We start from the raw sequence: 17,285 nt of genomic DNA, 5'->3' as shown, positions 1-17,285 counted from the left end.
CCGTCCGGAAGATAAATAATGGAGAAAGTACCTGTCAGATTCGGATGAAATTTTCCGTCTGGCGGGTCTTTTTTTGCGTGGAAAGCTCTTGGAAAAAGAATATGTGCCGGGAGAGCGGCACTTTGTGGGTAGAAAAATCTTGACAATAGGGCAGAGGGAGTGCTATTATAAAACCACAATGTTCATGAAAAGGAGAAAATATAATTACATGAATATACAAGAATACGACGTAATGAACGCAATTATAGATAAAGGCTACCACAACCAGAGAACCCTGTCAGAGAGCACAGGATATTCCCTGGGAAAAGTCAATCAGTCGCTGGCCGCTCTGGTGAAGGACGGGTATCTGAATAAGGAGTATACTCTGACAGACAGGGCAGTGGAGGAAATACAGCAGAAGAAGCCAAAGAACGCCATTATCCTGGCGGCTGGATACGGGGTGCGCATGGTCCCCATCAACCGTGAGATTCCCAAGGGACTCATAGAGGTAGGCGGAGAACCGCTTATAGAGCGCCTGATCCGGCAGCTTCATGAGGCGGGCATACATAAGATTGATATCGTTGTGGGATTTATGAAGGAGCAGTATGAATACCTGATTGACCAGTACGGCGTCAATCTGATCGTCAACCGGGAATACGGGGATAAGAACAATCTCCACTCTCTGAAGCTGGCAGCAGACAGGATTTCCAATACATATATCATTCCCTGTGATGTGTGGTGCAGCTTTAATCCTTTTTCCGACAGAGAACTGTATTCCTGGTATATGGTCACCGATCTGGTGGATGACGAGAGCGATGTGCGGGTGAACCGGAAGCTGGAGCTGGTGGCAGTGGATGCGGAGAAGAGCGGAAACGGCATGATAGGGATTGCCTATATTCTGGAACGGGACGCGGAGCGGCTCAGAACCAGGATCCGGGAGTTGACCGGGAGAAAATCCTTCAACAATGCGTTCTGGGAGGCGGCCCTTATGGACAGGGAGAAGATGACGGTCTCCGCCAGAGTGGTTCCGGCCAGGGAAGTGTATGAGATTAATACATATGAGCAGCTCAGAGAGCTGGACGAGGAGTCAAAGCAGCTCAACTCCGGAATTCTGCAGGAGATCGCAGGGGCACTGGACTGTGAATTGAAAGAGATTGAACAGATAGAGGTTTTGAAGAAGGGCATGACAAACCGTTCATTCCGGTTTTCCTGCAGGGGCAGGAGCTATATTATGAGAATCCCGGGGGAGGGAACCGAACAGCTCATCAACCGCAGGCAGGAATATGAGGTGTATCAGGTCATAAAGGATTTAAAGCTCAGCGATACCATCCGTTACTTTGACCCGGACAGCGGCTGCAAGCTGACGGAGTACCTGGAAGGCGCCAGGTGCTGCGACTCGGAAAACCCTGAGGATGTGAAGAAGTGCATGAAGGTGCTGAGGAAATTCCACAGCAGCGGCCTTAAGGCGGGACATACCTTTGATATCTTTGAGAGGATCGAGTTCTACGAGAGTCTGTGGAAAGGAGAGCCATCCTGTTACCGCGACTACGACAGGACCAAGGAAAAGGTATATGAATTAAAGAAATTTATTGACGAACAGCCCAAGAACTGGATTCTGTGCCATATAGACTCAGTTCCGGATAATTTCCTGATGCAGGGTGAGGGGGAGAATGAGAAAATATCCCTGATCGACTGGGAGTATGCCGGCATGCAGGATGAGGATGTGGATATTGCCATGTTCGCCATTTATGCCCTGTACGAGAAGGATAAGGTGGACGAGCTGATAGATGCCTACTATACGGAAGGGTGCAGGGAAGAGGTAAGGCTTAAGATATACGCCTACATTGCGGTCTGCGGTTTTCTGTGGAGCAACTGGTGTGAGTTCAAGAGGCATGAAGGCGTGGAGTTCGGGGAATACTCTCTGAGACAGTACGGATATGCAAAAGAATATTACAGGTATGTAAAGCAGGGATTGGAAGGAGAACAGTGATATGTCTTATCAGGCAGAAAATGCAGTGATTCTGGCAGCGGGTCTGTCCAGCAGATTTGCCCCGATCTCATATGAGATGCCCAAAGCTCTGATTCCCGTCAGAGGTGAAGTGTTGATCGAACGTCAGATCTGCCAGCTCCGCGAGGCGGGTATTGATGAAGTCATCGTGGTGACGGGCTACAAGGCAGAAATGTTTGAGTATCTGAAGGAAAAGCTGGGTGTCACTCTGGTCCACAACCCGGAGTATGACAGGAAGAACAACCACAGCTCCATCTACGCGGTGAGGGAATATCTGCACAATACCTATATATGCTGCGCAGATAATTACTTTAATGAGAACCCTTTTGAGAAGAAAGCGGACGGCAGCTTTTACTCCGCTCTTTATGCGGAGGGCGAGACGAATGAGTGGTGTATGCAGGAAAATGAGGAGGGAATCATCACCTCAGTGGTGATCGGAGGCAGGGATTCCTGGTACATGAACGGTCCTGCCTTCTGGACAGAGGAGTACACCCGGCAGTTTCTGGAGATTCTGGATGAGGCGTACGGGAAGCCGGAGACTGCGGAAAAATTGTGGGAGAATATCTATCTGGAGAACATAGAGAAGCTTCCCATGAAACTGAAAAAATGTGATGAGAGGAATATCTACGAGTTCGATTCCCTGGAGGAGCTGCGGGAATTTGACAGTGTCTACAGGGATCATTCCGGTTCCCGCATCATGGAATACATAGCAGAGACGCTGGGATGCAGGGAAAGTGAGATACACAGTATCAATCCGGCAAAGCGCGCGGACGGTTCCGTATCGGGCATACAGTTTCTGGCACCGGGCGGTGCCTACCAGTATGATTACGAAGCAGGAAATATCGCCAGATATGCAATGCAGGGAAGCGGCAGGTCATAGGCCTGAAAGCAGCAGGGCAGTCCGGTGTGTGGTTTTGAAAGAATGGAGAGTATAAGATGATTACAGGTTTGGCAGCAGGTATCTTCTGGGCGGCAGATACCATTATTTTGGGAATCGCCCTTGCTATGACACCCTTTGTGAGCACGGAACAGGCAATTTTTCTGGCGCCTTTTGTGAGTACCTTTCTGCATGATTTCTGCTCTGCAGTATGGATGCTCTTCTATATGGGAGTCAGAAAACAGATGAAAAATGTGGTGCGGGCACTGAAGACCAGGAGCGGCAAATTCATTATACTGGGTGCTCTGTTCGGCGGGCCGATTGGTATGACCGGGTATGTATTTGCCATCAAGTATCTGGGTGCGACCTACACAGCCATGATCTCCGCCATGTTTCCGGCATTGGGCGCGGTATTGTCCTATATTTTCCTGAAAGAGCGGATGAAGCCTGTTCAGATCGCGGGATTTATTGTGAGTATCGGCGGTATGGTGGCCCTTGGATATACACCGGGCGGCAATCAGATCAGCAATTTCGGACTGGGATTTGCGTGCGCGCTACTCTGTGTGGTGGGCTGGGCTGTTGAGGTGGTGATCTGTGCTTACGGCATGAAGGACCCGAATGTGAACAACGAACATGCCCTGATGATCCGTCAGATGACCAGCGCTGTTTTCTATGGGGCTGTGATCCTCACGGTCATTAAGGGATGGGGATTCACCGCGGATATTGCGTTTACAAAAACTACGGCGATCATTCTCATATCCGCATTTTTCGGCACAGCTTCTTACCTGTGCTACTATAAAGCCATCAACACACTGGGAGCCGCCAGAGGCATGGCTCTGGATATTACATACTCTGCCTGGTCCATCGTGCTGGCACTTGTGTTCCTGGGCCAGATGCCGGATGTGAAGAGCGTCATCTGCGGGATCGTGATCCTGCTGGGTTCACTTACGGCAGCGGCTGATTTAAAGGAAGTCTTTGGGATGAAGGCGAAAACAGCATAGATTAAAAATAACAAAAAATGTATAGTTTCCTCTATTTTACAAATACTACATTTAACTGCCAAAGTTACCATTCGTTCAGGCGAAGGTGAAGTTAAAGAAGATAAATGTCATAGTGTAAAATGGAGGAAATTTTTTTATGAAAGCTACAGGTATAGTCAGAAGAATCGACGATTTGGGGCGTGTGGTAATTCCGAAAGAAATCAGAAGAACACTGCGTATAAGAGAGAGTGACCCCCTGGAGATTTTTACGGACCGGGAAGGGGAGATCATCCTGAAAAAATATTCACCCATTGGAGAGCTTGGGAATTTTGCAAAGGAGTATGCAGAGAGCCTGGCCCAGGTAGCCGGATGTATGGTATGCATCTGTGACCATGACCAGGTGATCGCCGCTGCAGGAAGCGGTTCCAAGGAATATTTGGGAAAAAGGATACATTCTGAGCTGGAGGATGTGATCGCTGACAGGGGAAATGATGTTGTCACAGACAAGGGGTTCCTGAAAGTGGTGGAGGATGACCGGTATGATTACAGCTCGCAGGCATACAGCACCATCACATGCGCCGGGGACAGCATCGGCATTGTGATCCTGCTTGGAAGAGAGGGCGGCAGGGCATTTACGGAGACAGAGCTGAAGCTTGCCCAGGCGGCTTCCGGATTTCTGGGACGTCAGATGGAACAGTAGGGAAAAGAAAAAAACAGTGCACCTGTCCGGAATCGGTAAGAGGGATTCGGGGACAGGTGCATTTTTCATGTACAAATCTTTATTCGATGGCAGCTTCGCCCATCTCCTCCAGAAGTCTGGATTTGATCGCGTACAGCTTGTCAGATAAGTCCACGTAGACTTCCTGGGGATTGACGAGACGCATGGTCTCACTCCAGAGAGTTTCCTTTTCTTTGGCGCATATATCGCGGATCTCCATGACGGAGGGGGAGGTGTAGACACATTCACCCTTCAGGAATACAGGAACCAGAAGTTCGCGCAGTGTATAGGTGCCGCCGGCAATCTTGGTCTTCTTCCAGGTAGCCATGGGGTCAAAAATAATCATGTCTTTTTCCGTGTCAAAGGTCTCGTCCGCCAGGCAGATCAGGTCCGCCCGGATTTTACCGGTGGCCTTGTCATATATCCGGTAAACGGTCTTGTTTCCCGGGTTTGTCACCTTTTCTACATTTTCGGAAAGCTTGATCTTGGGAACAAAGTCCTCGTCATCCTTTTCCTTTATGGCAGCCAGCTTGTACACACCGCCGAAAGCCGGATGGCCGTTGGAGGTGATCAGATTGGTGCCCACGCCCCAGGAATTGATCTTGGCTCCCTGGGCCTTCAGGCTGTCGATCAGGTACTCGTCCAGATCGCTGGAGGCGGAGATAATGGCATCCTCAAAACCGGCGTCAGCCAGCATCTTGTAGGCCTGTTTGGAGAGGTAGGCAAGGTCACCGCTGTCAATGCGGATACCGTAGCCTTTCAGCTCTATGCCCTCCTCCTGCATTTCCTTAAATACACGGATGGCATTGGGCACGCCGGAATCCAGCACGTCATAGGTATCCACCAGCAGAATGCAGGCGTTGGGGTACTGTTTTGCGTACGCCTTAAACGCGGTGTATTCGTCAGGGAAACTCATGATCCAGCTATGGGCATGGGTTCCTTTTACGGGCACGTCGAACATCTGACCGGTCAGCACATTGGAAGTTCCGATACAGCCGCCGATCATAGCGGCTCTGGCGCCGTAGATCCCCGCGTCCGGGCCCTGAGCGCGGCGCAGGCCGAATTCCATGATTCCGTCCCCTTTGGCAGCATATACCACCCGTGAGGCCTTTGTGGCGATCAGGCTCTGGTGGTTCAGAATGTTCAGCAGAGCTGTCTCAATAAGCTGGGCCTCCATAACAGGGGCAATGACCTTCACAAGAGGTTCCCTTGGGAAGATTACGGTCCCCTCCGGAATGGCGTAGATATCACCTGTAAAATGGAAGCCCCGCAGGTATTCCAGAAAATCTGCGTCGAAGATCTTCAGAGATTTCAGGTAGTCGATGTCATCCGGGGTGAAGTGGAGGTCGCGAATATATTCGATAATCTGTTCAAGTCCGGCAGCAATGGCGTATCCTCCGTCACACGGATTTTTTCGGTAAAAGGCATCGAAAACGACTACCTGGTCAGTAGGGTTCTTAAAATAACCCTGCATCATGGTCAGCTCATATAAATCGGTCAGTAATGTTAAATTCAAAGCTCTCATACTATAGTGCTCCTTTGCAATAGCTTTATCTGTCTGCCTTCCCTTGAAAATCAGTCTGTTCTCCGGGATTGCGTCAGCCTTGGTGATATTATAGCACTTTTTGTGCAAAATGCAAGGATACACTGGCATTTTGCCGGATTGTTTGGTGTATTTTCGTTACTGTTCACATACCACTGTCCCGCGAGGTGTTTTCAGGCCGAAGGCATGAAAATCCCGAGGCAGCCAGCGCGATGTGGAGCAAAATGCTCCATATCTGTGCATCGCGAAGCGTGTTGCTGGGCACGCAGTGAACAGTAACATATTTTCGTCTAATTATAACAAGTAGTATTCTTCCAGGGTCAATCCGGTGAGGGACAGGTAAAGGGCAAGGGGGTCCCCTACATAGCGGATATGCCAGGGCTCATAGGGAAATCCGGTGACCGACTCCTTTCCTTTTGGGTAGCGGAGGATAAAACCGAAGTGGGAGGCATAGGTATTGAGCCATTTGCCCTCCGGCGTCAGGGCGAAGGTCTCCTCCAGCTCGTAGTCTTCAGAGGGACAGGATACATCCAGGGCAAGGCCTGTCTGGTGTTCACTGCATCCCGGAGGCGCTACGGCGGTCATGGAGGTGTTTTTCGCAAGAGCTGCCCGGTACAGTTCACTTTGGCGGGTGTAGGGACGGTAGCCTGAGATACCGCACAGACAGAGCCCCTCCTCCCGGGCACGGGCAAACAGTTTTTCAGCGGCTGCGGCTGCCTCCCTGACCAGGAGCCGTTTGGCGTCACCGGGAGGTGCTTGAAAGGGAATCGCGGGTTCAGTCAGATTTTGCGGAATGCAGCCTTTTGGCAGGGGGCGCTCCCGATTGACCAGTATGGAAAATTTCGACATGGATTGACCAGCCTTATTATTCGTATTCAACCAGTATTCTATGCAGAGGGAGGAGAAAAAAACACTGCTCCAGGATAGTATTGGGAAATATTTTGTAGTATACTGTACATAGGTTTTAGCGCGTGAACGGGCAGCATTCAGAAAAGGGGATAGAGTTATGCTGGAACATTTCGGGGATATAACAATGATTCAGGAGGTCCTTCAGCAGGCGCAGACAGGACTCTGGATCATAGAGATAGAAGAAGGGAAAGAACCCAGGATGTACGCAGACAGAGCCATGCTGGGGCTGCTGGGTCTGGATGAGGAGCCGGAACCGGAGGTCTGCTACAGGGCCTGGTATGACAGGATCGTGCCGGAATATTATCCGCAGGTCCAGGAAGTGGTGGAGCAGATGATAAGCCACAGGCGTGCGGAGGTACAATACCCCTGGAGACATCCGAAATGGGGAAGGATCTATGTCCGCTGCGGCGGTGTACAGGATGACAGCTATAAAGAGGGAATCCGGCTGCGGGGTTATCACCAGAATATCACAGACACCATCAGGGCCGAGCAGGAATCCGATGCGGTCATCAGGACGTTAAGTGAACGGTACAAAGGGATTTATCTGTGCAATATAGAGACAGAGGAGATCAAGACCATAAAGGATTACCAGGAAATCGGCAGATACGTGAGCGGCTGTTCCAGCCTTCGGGAGTTCCTGTGCGTCTATGCCTCAGGGAGTGTGCTTCCGGAGTACAGAAAATATTTTCTGGAGCTGGCATCAGGAAACAGGCTGCCGGAGCGGCTGAACGGCCAGGGGAGCCGTGTGGAATATACCTACCGTGTGGCATCCGGTGACTGGAGGCAGATACTCCTTCTGCCCTTTGCCGTATCCGGTGTGGAAAGTCCTATTGTCATCATGGCTTTTGACGACCAGAATGCGGAGATGGAGCAGCATTATGACCAGATGATCGCCCAGGTGGCAGTGTCCAGAATGTACACGCTGGCTGTCAGTGTGGATGTGGGAAGAACGGAATACCACTGTGTCCACTATGCGGAGAAGAGTATGGAGTTCAGGCGGAACGGCAGTTTTGCGGACTATACGGCGCAGCTTAGGAAGTGTGTCTATGAGGAGGACAGGGAAGTCCTGGAAAGCCTCTACCGGGAGGAGAGCTACCGGGACAGAAGGTGGCTGGAAGGCGAACTGCGCATGTGGGATAAGAGACACCAGCTTCACTACTATTCGTATTATTCAGCGCTCATAGAGCAGGATACCGGCGGCGGTTTTTTGCTGCTGATGCGGAACGTGGATGCCAGACGTGCGGAGGATGAGAAGAACCGCCAGGCCCTTTTAACAGCCTACGAATCAGCCAGGACTGCCAATGAGGCCAAGACCAGCTTCCTTGCCAGAATGTCCCATGACATCCGGACCCCTATGAATGCCATTGTGGGGATGACCGCCATAGCCCAGGCAAATGCGGGGGATTCGGAGAAGATACAGGACTGCCTGGATAAGATCAGTGTTTCCAGTGAGCATCTTCTGAAGCTTCTCAATGAAGTTTTGGATATGACCAGGATTGAGACGGGCAAAATAATCCTTGCCCGGGAATCTATTTGCCTGCAGGAACTGATGCGTGATATCGGCACTATAATCGGGCATGAGACAGAGGAAAAGAGCCATAGGCTTACCGTATGTACAGATGAGATCATACACGGGAATGTGCAGGGGGACACCGGCCGTATCCGGCAGATCCTGCTGAATCTCATAACAAATGCGGTGAAATATACCCCGGACGGCGGATGTATCGGTATTGCCGTCAGAGAGAAGGCGTCTGACATATGCGGTTATGGTAAATTTGAGTTCATTGTGGAGGATAACGGCATCGGAATGGATGAGGGATTTCTGGAGCATGTCTATGATCCCTTTGAGCGCGCCAACGATGAGCGCGTGAAGAACATCCAGGGGACCGGCCTTGGCATGTCCATTGTAAAAGGGCTTGTCAGCATGATGCAGGGTGATGTGCAGGTTCACAGCAGTCCGGGAAAAGGGACTCGTTTTACAGTGACGCTGTATCTGGAGTTACAGGACAGGAATGCAGTTTCCCAGAAGCCGGATACAGACAGAAAGGTCACAGATATCCTGGATAAAACGCCCCTCAGGGATATGAAGGTCCTGTTGGTCGAGGACAATGAGCTGAACCGGGAAATCGCCCGGGAGCTGCTCAGTATGGCCGGAGCGCAGGTGGAACAGGCCGTGAACGGAAGAGAGGCAGTGGATATGGTGCGGGAGAATCCGGAGAGATACCACGCGGTCCTTATGGATATCCGCATGCCGGTCATGAACGGATGCGAGGCGGCCCGCCGCATCCGTGCCCTGGGGAGACAGGATACAGACCAGCTCCCGATCATTGCCATGACAGCCAACGCCTTTTCAGAGGATGTGAAGAAGTCCCTGGATTCCGGCATGAACGCCCATATTGCCAAACCAATCGATATGGAGAAGATCATCAGTACGTTACGGGATCTTACGGGATGGGAATCATAGAGAAAAGAACACAGGGGTTTGAGCTGCGCATGTGTAAAAAGAAATTGGTGTTGAAAATTTTTTTCAAATATGATATGATTTTTCTGTAAATTGTAAAAATAGTTCAAAGAGGAGCGTGGATTGTGGTAGGAGGAAGCTGCAAGGAAAAAATTTTGGGGAGAATGCACTTGCTTACCAATACAGAAATGAAACTGGCATCTTATATACTGGAGCATTATGAGGAAGTGCTGAACTATAATATAACAGAGCTTGCGGAAGAGGCAGGCGTGAGTGATGCGTCTGTGGTGAGGTTCTGTAAAAGTGTGGGATATAAAGGGTACCAGGACTTCAAGGTGAATGCAGCCAGAGATGTGCTGCCCAGGGACAAGCACTTTAATCCCAGCCTGGAGCAGGGAGATGATCCGGAGACCATCTGCAGGAAAATCTTTGCCTCAGAGGTAAATGTATTAAACAGGACCCTTGCGGGTATTGACCTGCCTTTGCTGACAAAGGTGGCAGACCAGATACGCAGTGCAAAGCGGCTGATCTTCTTCGGCAGCGGCGGCAGCCTTCTGGTGGGAAGGGATGCCCAGCATAAGTTTATGAAGATAGGCATCAGGGCTTTTGTCTATGATGATGCGGATATGCAGCTTATGGTATCGTCTCTTATGGAGGAGGGTGAGCTTGCCTTCGGCATTTCCCACAGCGGAAGCAACTACAATGTAATGAATTGTCTGCGGAACGCCAGAGAGAATGGAGCGGATACGGTGGCTCTGGTGAGTCAGGGAAAGACGCCTCTGTCCAAAATTGCGGATACGGTTCTGTATTCCTCGGCAGAGGAGACTATATTCCAGTCAGAGTCTGTCAGTACAAGGATCGCACAATTGGCCATGATAGATACATTGGTAGCAATCGTAGCCTTTGAAGATTATGAAAACTCCTACATGGCTATCCAGAAAACCAGAAAAGCCACTTCAGAAAATAAATTGTAAACAGGTAATACAAATCGAATGCCGCTGCAGGTCGTTGTGATCTGCAGCGGTTTTTTGTTCAGGCTCTCCGGTCCGGACAGCAGGATGACTGCGCAGGTCTGCACGCTGTCAGGTGGTCAGTCAGATGGGGATTTTATGGCTGTAACTGAAAAAAAATTACAGAAAAGACAAAAATAATGTGAAAATAAAGTGGAATACTTTTTGAAAAATATTTTTATTTAGTCCTTTGCAAAGATGAAAAACAATGAAAATACAGCAATATAGACAAAAATAGAGTCCTAAATTGAAAATAATTTACAAAAAATAAAAATACTATTGAAAATTATTTTTAAACATGCTATGATGTCATCAAGATAAAAAAAGGAGTGAGAAAGTATGAGAGCAGTTGTTTTGAACGGTCCGAATGATTTCGCACCAACAGATCTGCCGAAGCCTCAAATCGGAGATAATGACATACTTCTGGAGATGAAGAAAGCCGCGATCTGCGGAACAGATATGCGGATTCTTGCAGGAACCAAGACAAAAGGTGTCCGTTATCCGTCCGTGATCGGCCATGAGATGTGCGGTGTCATCAGTGAGGTGGGAAAGAATGTTTCAGGATTCCAGGCGGGAGACAAGGTTTCCATCGCCAATGTGATCCCCTGCGGCTCCTGTCCGGCCTGTCTGGCGGGAAGGGAAAACGCCTGTATGAACCGTAAGGCAGTGGGATATGAGTTTGACGGAGGCTTTGAAGAATATGTGCTGATCCCGGAGATCGCCATCAAGAGCGGCAATGTCATCAAACTTCCGGATCATGTATCCTTCACCGCAGGCGCTTTGATAGAACCTCTGGCCTGCTGTATCCGCGGTCTTAAAAATGCCGGTACCGGATTCAATGATACCGTGCTGATAGTAGGAGCCGGACCGATCGGACTGATGCACATGCAGCTTTCCAGGATTGCCGGAGCAAAGCAGGTGATCGTCAGCGAACCCAACGAGATGAGACGCCAGGTTGCCCTTGAACTGGGCGCAGACAGAGTGGTAGACCCCACCAGTGAGAACCTGGAACAGATCATCAAGGAAGCCACCGGCGGCATGGGAGCAGATGTGATCGTTATGGCCATCGGCGTACCGGCACTTGTGAATTCCACTTTGAAGCTCTGTAAAAAAGGCGGTACTGTAAACCTCTTCGCAGGCTTTGCCGGAACAGGCGAGTGCACCATAGAGGTAAATACCATCCATTATAATGAAATAACGGTCAACGGCAGTACAGCTTATAAGCGCGCTGATTATCTGGAAGCGGCGGACATGGTCATGTCAGGCAAGATCAATCTGGATAAGATCGCAACACATACATATAAAATTGATGATTTCCAGCAGGCTTACGAGATGTGTAAAAGCGGCCAGGGCCTGAAAGTGATCATTGAACCATAGGATCACGCAGCAGCGTGTGAACAGCAGCAGAAAAACTACAATATTTTATGATAAAAAAGGAGATTAAAATTATGGCAATGTTAGGTAAAGAAGTAAGAATGAGCAGACTGGTTAACCCGAAGAGCAACAAAATGATGGCAATCACAGTTGACCATGCAACTTCCAGGGGAATCGCACCTCTGACAGGACTGCATCATGTGCAGGATACTATTGATAAGATCATTCTGGGAAGACCGGATGCCATGACACTGACAAAGGGAATCGCAGAACACTGCATGTGGAACCACGCAGGCGAAGTGGCAATGCTCATGAAAATCTCCAACTATTCCCCGGTAGCCCCCACCAAAGACACCATCTTCGGCACTGTAGATGAAGCCATCCGCATGGGCGCTGACGCTGTATCTATGGGATGCATGACACTGGGAGATTTCCAGGGCGAGCAGTTTGAGGCCATCGGCAGGGTTTCAGAGGAATGTATGAGAAAAGGAATGCCGCTGATCGGACATGTATATCCCAAGGGAGAGAGCGTAAAACCGGAAGACAGAACAGCCTGGGAAAACATTGCATACTGTGTGAGAAGTGCCTGTGAGCTGGGTATGGATATCATCAAGACAACCTATACAGGTGACCCGGAAAGCATGGCAAAAGTAGTGGCAACCGTACCTTCCACCTTCCGTATCGTTATCCAGGGCGGCGATGCCTGCAAGACACTGGATGACTATCTGCAGATGACAAGAGACGCTATGGACTGTGGTGTCGGCGGTGTGACCATGGGAAGATTCGTATGGGATTACAAAGATGTGACAGCACTTGTGATTGCTCTTCGTTACATTATCCACGAGGGATACAGCGTAAAAGAAGCAAAAGAGCTTTTAGCTCAGCTTGAAAACGACAAAAACTACAGCGAATTCTAAGAAAAACCAATAAAGAACGAAACGGGTGTATGAAATGGGAAATAGATACTTATTGGGGGTGGATGTGGGAACCACCAGCATCAAAGTAGCGATTATAGACGAACAGGCCAGGGTTTTGGGCATGAGCAGCAGCTCATACCGGCTGATCACGCCAAATCAGGATTATGCGCAGATCGACACAGAGGATATGTGGAGAGCGTATTTAAAATGTATCCGTCTGCTTCAGGAGGGAAAGAACATTGACATGTCCCGGGTGGCAGGAATCAGCATTTCCAGCCTGTGTCCCGGACTGGCTGCCCTGGGGGAAAACGGAGAGGTGCTTACAGACCCCATCATATATTCAGACAGGCGCAGCACCGAGGAGGCGGAGATGATCCTGGAAGCCGTGGGCCGCGAAAAACTTTTTGAGATCACGGCGAACACAGCCATGGCAGGTGCCATGTCAGGAACCTCTATGCTGTGGATCAAGCGGAACCTGCCGGAAGTTTATGAGAAAACAAAATATTTCGGTCATGTAAACACACTGCTGGCCCAGAGGATGTCGGGTAATTTTGCTATTGATTATTCCAATGCGTCCTATACGGATCTGTTCGAGACAACAGGCGGCTTTCAGTGGTCCGAAGTTCTCTGTGAAAAGATTGGGATCGATATGGAGAAGCTGCCTCCGCTTCACGCTTCCACTGACGTTGTGGGAGGGCTTATCCATCCCGACCTGATCCAGATGGGAATTCCCAGAGATACCCCGGTTATTATCGGCGGCGGTGACACAGCCTGCGCGACTCTGGCTGCGGGCGTGACCAAAGCCGGGCAGGTGTGTGAGTCCGTGGGTACCACCAATGTCCTTACTATCTGCGTGGACCAGCCGAAATTCGACAAGGGATTTATCAACAGGTGCCATGTGGTGGAGGGAACCTGGATCTATCAGGGCGCACTGTCCCACACAGGCGCTTCCTACCAATGGTTCCGGGACAATTTCTGCCAGGACCTGGTGGACAGGGCAGTAGGTACAGATAAGACAGCCTTTCAGTTCATGAATGAGGAAGCCGACATGGCAGAGCCGGGAAGCGGCGGCCTTGTATTCCTTCCCTACATGCTTGGTGAGAGAAGCCCCATCTGGGACCCTTACGCCAGGGGCGTCTTCTTCGGCATATCCCTGCAGACCACCAGAAAAGAAATGAACCGGGCGGTCATGGAGGGCTGCGGATACGGACTGAGACAGCTCTCAGAGATCGCCGAACGTGTTACAGGCCGGGAAATCAAGGAATTCACCTCTATCGGAGGCGGTGCCAAGAGTGAGACCTGGGCACAGATCAAAGCGGATATCACAGGAAAAGATATCAAGATTCTGGATATGAATGATATGGCCCCCATCGGCGCAGCACTGCTTGCCGGAGTGGGAGCCGGAATTTTCAAAGATGTCTATGAAGCTGCTGATAAGGTGGAGAAGAAAGTATATAAAGTTATCCGAAGCAGCCGGGCACATGATGATATCTACAACAAAAGGTATCAGGTATATATACAGTTATATCCACAGATTAAGGAATTATATAAGATTGGGAGTAATTTACATTAGTAAAAAAGGAGAAGAAAAATGAAGAAAAGAGTATTAGCAGCAATAATGACAGCAGCAATGATCTGTACCGGTCTGGCAGGATGCGGAGGAAACGCTTCCGGAAGCACAGATGCTTCAGGCAAAGCGGAAAAGAAGACAAAAATCACCATCGCTGTTCCGGACCCGGAAGCGTCTTACATATATCAGGCAGCACAGGAATTCGCAGACCGGGCCAGTGAGTATTCTGACGGAACTTTGGAATTTACGGTTTCCGGAAACGGTTCCCTCTATGGCGGCGATACCGCTGCAGGTATCAAACAGCTCTCAGCAGGTTCCCTGCAGATGCTGATCCTGGCAAGCAGCGTATATGCCAGCTTTGAACCGGGTTATAATGTGATATCCGTACCTTATATGTTTGATGACCAGCAGCAGCTTCTGGATTATTTGAACAGCGACACAGGAAAAGAACTGATGAACCGTGTTTCCGATATGGGAATCACCACGGTGGGAAGCTGGACCAGATCCTTCCGTAAGATCACCAATTCCAAAAACCCTGTGAGCAAACCGGAGGATTTAAAGGGTATGGTCCTCAGAGTACCCAATAATGCACTGTATGTGGAATTCTTTGGTGCCTGCGGTGCGGTGACAACACCCATGAACTTCAGTGAGGTTTATAATGCGCTTCAGTTAAATACTCTGGACGGACAGGAAAATCCGGTGGATGTTCCCTTCTCCAACAAGTTCTATGAAGTACAGAAATACATCTCCGGAACAGACCATATGGCAGACGCATGGCTGGTAGGGATCAACAGCGAAGTTTTCAAAGGTTTATCCGAGAAACAGCAGGATGCCATCACAAAGGCCGGTGAGGAAGTACAGCAGTGGAATGTTGATTTTATGGAAAAAGAAGATGAGACTGCCCTGCAGACCCTGCTTGACAACGGCATGGAGTACAATGACATTTCCGACGAAGGTCGTGAGGAATTCGTTAAAGTATCCCAGTCCTGCTACGATAAGTTCAAAGAACTGATCGATGACGATGAGCTGTTCGACGCTACGGCAAAATTCTGCGGTAAAAACTAAGAAAATGGTGGAGGTGTTCTTATGGAACGAAAGAAAACAGCCCTGTCCAGATTCTTTGATGTGATCGACGGAGTGGAGAATGCAGTCCTTGCCGTTATGGTGGTGGGCATGATATTCACGATCCTGGTGCAGATCATCGGGCGTGTCATCGGACATCCTTTTCCCTGGACAGAGGAGACCAGCAGGTATCTCTTCCTGTGGATGATGTTCGTGGCACTGGCGGCAGGCTTTAACCAGGCGGAATCTTCCCGTGTCACCCTGTTTGTGGCAAAGGGACCCAAATGGCTTAGAAAGTTCAGCGAAATATTATATGCGGTGATAGTGACTCTGTTTTTCGGCTTCATGATCATTTACGGATGGGAAGTCGTGCAGCAGCAGATCATGATGAAGGAAATGGGAACAGCGCTTATGATTCCCATGTATCTGATCGGCATTTGCCAGCCGATCGCCGGTGTACTGGGTATCATCGGTGTCCTGCAGAGCTTTATGGAATATCACGGAAATGTGGAGATTGCAGGAAAAAGCAAAAAAGATAAAGAAACAGAAGAGAAGGAGGGGTGACAGCAGATGGTAATGAGTATTACGTTATTGGTGGTTTTCATGCTGCTGATGTTCCTGGGAGTTCCCATTGCGATTTCCCTTGGTGCGGCATCTGTGTTTACAATTGTGACAATGTCTTCTCTGCCTCTTTCCATGGCGGCACAGTCCATGTTTACATCTATGAACAGCTTTATTATGGTTGCGGTCCCGCTGTTTATTCTGTGCGGTTCCCTTATGGATGAAGGCGGAGTTGCGGATAAGATCTATGATCTGGCTGAGTCCATGGTTGGCTGGATCTTCGGAGGCCTGGGCCATGTATCTGTTGTGGTAAATATGCTCTTTGCGGGTATGTCCGGTTCCTCTGTAGCGGCCATCGCATCCATCGGTAAGATGAGTATCAATGCCCTGGAGAAGAAAGGCTACCCCAAGGATTATGCCACAGCCATCAACCTGTCGGGTTCCATGCTGGCGTCAGTGATTCCCCCCAGTATCCTGATGATCAACGCAGCGGCAACCGCCAATGTGTCCATTGGACAGGCACTGCTGGCAGGACTGATCCCCGGAATCATTATCGGTCTCATTTTTATGGTTTACAATTACTTCTATTGTAAAAAGCATAATATCGGTGACCGTACTCCTTTCCAGGGAAAACGCCTGGGCAAAGCATTTGTGAGCGCCATTCCCGCGCTGCTGACACCTGTGATCCTGCTGGGCGGCGTATATACAGGATTTTATACCCCCACAGAGGGTGCAGCGATCGCTGTTGTCTACACCATACTGGTTTCCGTATATGTTTATAAGAACCTGAAATGGAGAGATATCCCCCGCATTATCTGCAAAAATGCCCGTTCCACAGGAACGATCCTCTTTGTGGCCATCGCGGCAAAGCCTGCATCACTGATCTTTGAGCTGGACGGACTTCCAAGCGCAGTGGCGAATATGATCACAGGTATTTCCGACAACCGTATTGTCATCATGTTTGTGCTTTACCTGTTCCTGATCTGTGTGGGCATGTTCATGGATGCCACAGCGGCAATCTTCATTCTGGTTCCCATCCTTCTTCCTGCAGTGCAGGCAGTCGGTGTATCTCCGCTGTTCTTCGTGGTATTCCTGGTAATCACCCTGTCCTTCGGACTGATCACCCCGCCGGTGGGAGTATGTCTTTACGCGGCGCAGAATGTCACGGGACTTGAATTGGAGAAGATCATCAAGGCATCCGTGCCGTGGATCATTCTGATCGCAGTTGCGTTATGTATCTTTATAGTATTTCCATCTATCATCACAGTGCCTGTGGGCCTCATATTCGGCTGACAGCACTGACAGAAAACGGCGCC

14 protein-coding genes are annotated in these 17,285 nt (G+C 49.7%); 12 read left to right on the top strand and 2 right to left on the bottom strand.

Going from position 1 to position 17,285, the window contains the following annotated elements:
• Positions 1 to 208: 208 nt before the first annotated feature.
• From LC508_RS19125 to spoVT, 4 genes are all read left to right on the top strand, one after another.
• On the top strand, positions 209 to 1,969 hold the full coding sequence (locus LC508_RS19125) for a phosphotransferase (protein ID WP_033144059.1): 1,761 nt from the start codon (positions 209 to 211) through the stop codon (positions 1,967 to 1,969).
• A 1-nt stretch (position 1,970) separates the two neighbouring features.
• Positions 1,971 to 2,867 (top strand): NTP transferase domain-containing protein, encoded by an 897-nt coding sequence (locus LC508_RS19120; RefSeq protein ID WP_033144049.1) that lies wholly within the window; start codon positions 1,971 to 1,973, stop codon positions 2,865 to 2,867.
• Positions 2,868 to 2,923: 56 nt separating this feature from the next.
• Complete coding sequence (locus LC508_RS19115; protein WP_103732251.1) at positions 2,924 to 3,865, top strand: DMT family transporter; 942 nt, start codon at positions 2,924 to 2,926, stop codon at positions 3,863 to 3,865.
• Between the two features lie 136 nt (positions 3,866 to 4,001).
• Entirely contained in the window at positions 4,002 to 4,544 is a 543-nt protein-coding gene (gene spoVT, locus LC508_RS19110) for a stage V sporulation protein T (protein ID WP_033144051.1), read from the top strand.
• A gap of 79 nt (positions 4,545 to 4,623) precedes the next feature.
• Here the strand turns inward: spoVT and LC508_RS19105 are convergent, their stop codons facing one another.
• Both LC508_RS19105 and LC508_RS19100 read right to left on the bottom strand, forming a co-directional pair.
• The gene (locus LC508_RS19105) at positions 4,624 to 6,087 is read right to left on the bottom strand and encodes a nicotinate phosphoribosyltransferase (protein WP_033144060.1); all 1,464 of its coding nucleotides are present in this window, start codon (positions 6,085 to 6,087) and stop codon (positions 4,624 to 4,626) included.
• Between the two features lie 312 nt (positions 6,088 to 6,399).
• Positions 6,400 to 6,954 (bottom strand): M15 family metallopeptidase, encoded by a 555-nt coding sequence (locus LC508_RS19100; protein WP_033144052.1) that lies wholly within the window; start codon positions 6,952 to 6,954, stop codon positions 6,400 to 6,402.
• Between the two features lie 157 nt (positions 6,955 to 7,111).
• Here LC508_RS19100 and LC508_RS19095 point away from each other — a divergent pair, with 157 nt between their 5' ends.
• From LC508_RS19095 to LC508_RS19060, 8 genes are all read left to right on the top strand, one after another.
• Complete coding sequence (locus tag LC508_RS19095) at positions 7,112 to 9,478, top strand: PAS domain-containing hybrid sensor histidine kinase/response regulator (protein WP_052099756.1); 2,367 nt, start codon at positions 7,112 to 7,114, stop codon at positions 9,476 to 9,478.
• Positions 9,479 to 9,600: 122 nt separating this feature from the next.
• Positions 9,601 to 10,449 (top strand): MurR/RpiR family transcriptional regulator, encoded by an 849-nt coding sequence (locus LC508_RS19090; protein ID WP_033144053.1) that lies wholly within the window; start codon positions 9,601 to 9,603, stop codon positions 10,447 to 10,449.
• A gap of 375 nt (positions 10,450 to 10,824) precedes the next feature.
• A complete protein-coding gene (locus LC508_RS19085) occupies positions 10,825 to 11,862 on the top strand; it encodes a zinc-dependent dehydrogenase (protein ID WP_033144054.1) in 1,038 nt (345 codons plus the stop codon).
• 71 nt (positions 11,863 to 11,933) lie between these two features.
• On the top strand, positions 11,934 to 12,776 hold the full coding sequence (locus LC508_RS19080; protein ID WP_033144055.1) for a class I fructose-bisphosphate aldolase: 843 nt from the start codon (positions 11,934 to 11,936) through the stop codon (positions 12,774 to 12,776).
• A 34-nt stretch (positions 12,777 to 12,810) separates the two neighbouring features.
• Complete coding sequence (locus LC508_RS19075) at positions 12,811 to 14,349, top strand: xylulokinase (RefSeq protein WP_103732482.1); 1,539 nt, start codon at positions 12,811 to 12,813, stop codon at positions 14,347 to 14,349.
• 18 nt (positions 14,350 to 14,367) lie between these two features.
• Positions 14,368 to 15,411: a DctP family TRAP transporter solute-binding subunit gene (locus LC508_RS19070; RefSeq protein ID WP_103732481.1), complete on the top strand. Its 1,044-nt coding sequence runs from the start codon at positions 14,368 to 14,370 to the stop codon at positions 15,409 to 15,411.
• A 21-nt stretch (positions 15,412 to 15,432) separates the two neighbouring features.
• Positions 15,433 to 15,972 (top strand): TRAP transporter small permease, encoded by a 540-nt coding sequence (locus tag LC508_RS19065; protein ID WP_033144058.1) that lies wholly within the window; start codon positions 15,433 to 15,435, stop codon positions 15,970 to 15,972.
• Positions 15,973 to 15,978: 6 nt separating this feature from the next.
• Positions 15,979 to 17,262 carry a TRAP transporter large permease gene (locus tag LC508_RS19060; RefSeq protein WP_225305228.1) on the top strand — a complete coding sequence of 428 codons (1,284 nt, stop codon included), beginning with the start codon at positions 15,979 to 15,981 and terminating at the stop codon, positions 17,260 to 17,262.
• Positions 17,263 to 17,285: the final 23 nt, after the last annotated feature.

Source organism: Blautia parvula (genome assembly GCF_020215665.1).
GTDB lineage: Bacteria > Bacillota > Clostridia > Lachnospirales > Lachnospiraceae > Blautia > Blautia celeris.
Note: the sequence above shows the minus strand (reverse complement) of the source record. Positions and strands in the feature narration are given on the sequence as shown.

Bases quoted from the DNA above. Each gene is read 5' to 3' on its own strand.
- LC508_RS19100 (WP_033144052.1), bottom strand. From the start codon at position 6,954: ATGTCGAAATTTTCCATACTGGTCAATCGGGAGCGCCCCCTGCCAAAA.
- LC508_RS19085 (WP_033144054.1), top strand. From the start codon at position 10,825: ATGAGAGCAGTTGTTTTGAACGGTCCGAATGATTTCGCACCAACAGAT.
- LC508_RS19080 (WP_033144055.1), top strand. From the start codon at position 11,934: ATGGCAATGTTAGGTAAAGAAGTAAGAATGAGCAGACTGGTTAACCCG.
- LC508_RS19065 (WP_033144058.1), top strand. From the start codon at position 15,433: ATGGAACGAAAGAAAACAGCCCTGTCCAGATTCTTTGATGTGATCGAC.
- LC508_RS19125 (WP_033144059.1), top strand. From the start codon at position 209: ATGAATATACAAGAATACGACGTAATGAACGCAATTATAGATAAAGGC.
- LC508_RS19070 (WP_103732481.1), top strand. From the start codon at position 14,368: ATGAAGAAAAGAGTATTAGCAGCAATAATGACAGCAGCAATGATCTGT.
- LC508_RS19075 (WP_103732482.1), top strand. From the start codon at position 12,811: ATGGGAAATAGATACTTATTGGGGGTGGATGTGGGAACCACCAGCATC.
- LC508_RS19105 (WP_033144060.1), bottom strand. From the start codon at position 6,087: ATGAGAGCTTTGAATTTAACATTACTGACCGATTTATATGAGCTGACC.
- LC508_RS19120 (WP_033144049.1), top strand. From the start codon at position 1,971: ATGTCTTATCAGGCAGAAAATGCAGTGATTCTGGCAGCGGGTCTGTCC.
- spoVT (WP_033144051.1), top strand. From the start codon at position 4,002: ATGAAAGCTACAGGTATAGTCAGAAGAATCGACGATTTGGGGCGTGTG.
- LC508_RS19095 (WP_052099756.1), top strand. From the start codon at position 7,112: ATGCTGGAACATTTCGGGGATATAACAATGATTCAGGAGGTCCTTCAG.
- LC508_RS19060 (WP_225305228.1), top strand. From the start codon at position 15,979: ATGGTAATGAGTATTACGTTATTGGTGGTTTTCATGCTGCTGATGTTC.
- LC508_RS19115 (WP_103732251.1), top strand. From the start codon at position 2,924: ATGATTACAGGTTTGGCAGCAGGTATCTTCTGGGCGGCAGATACCATT.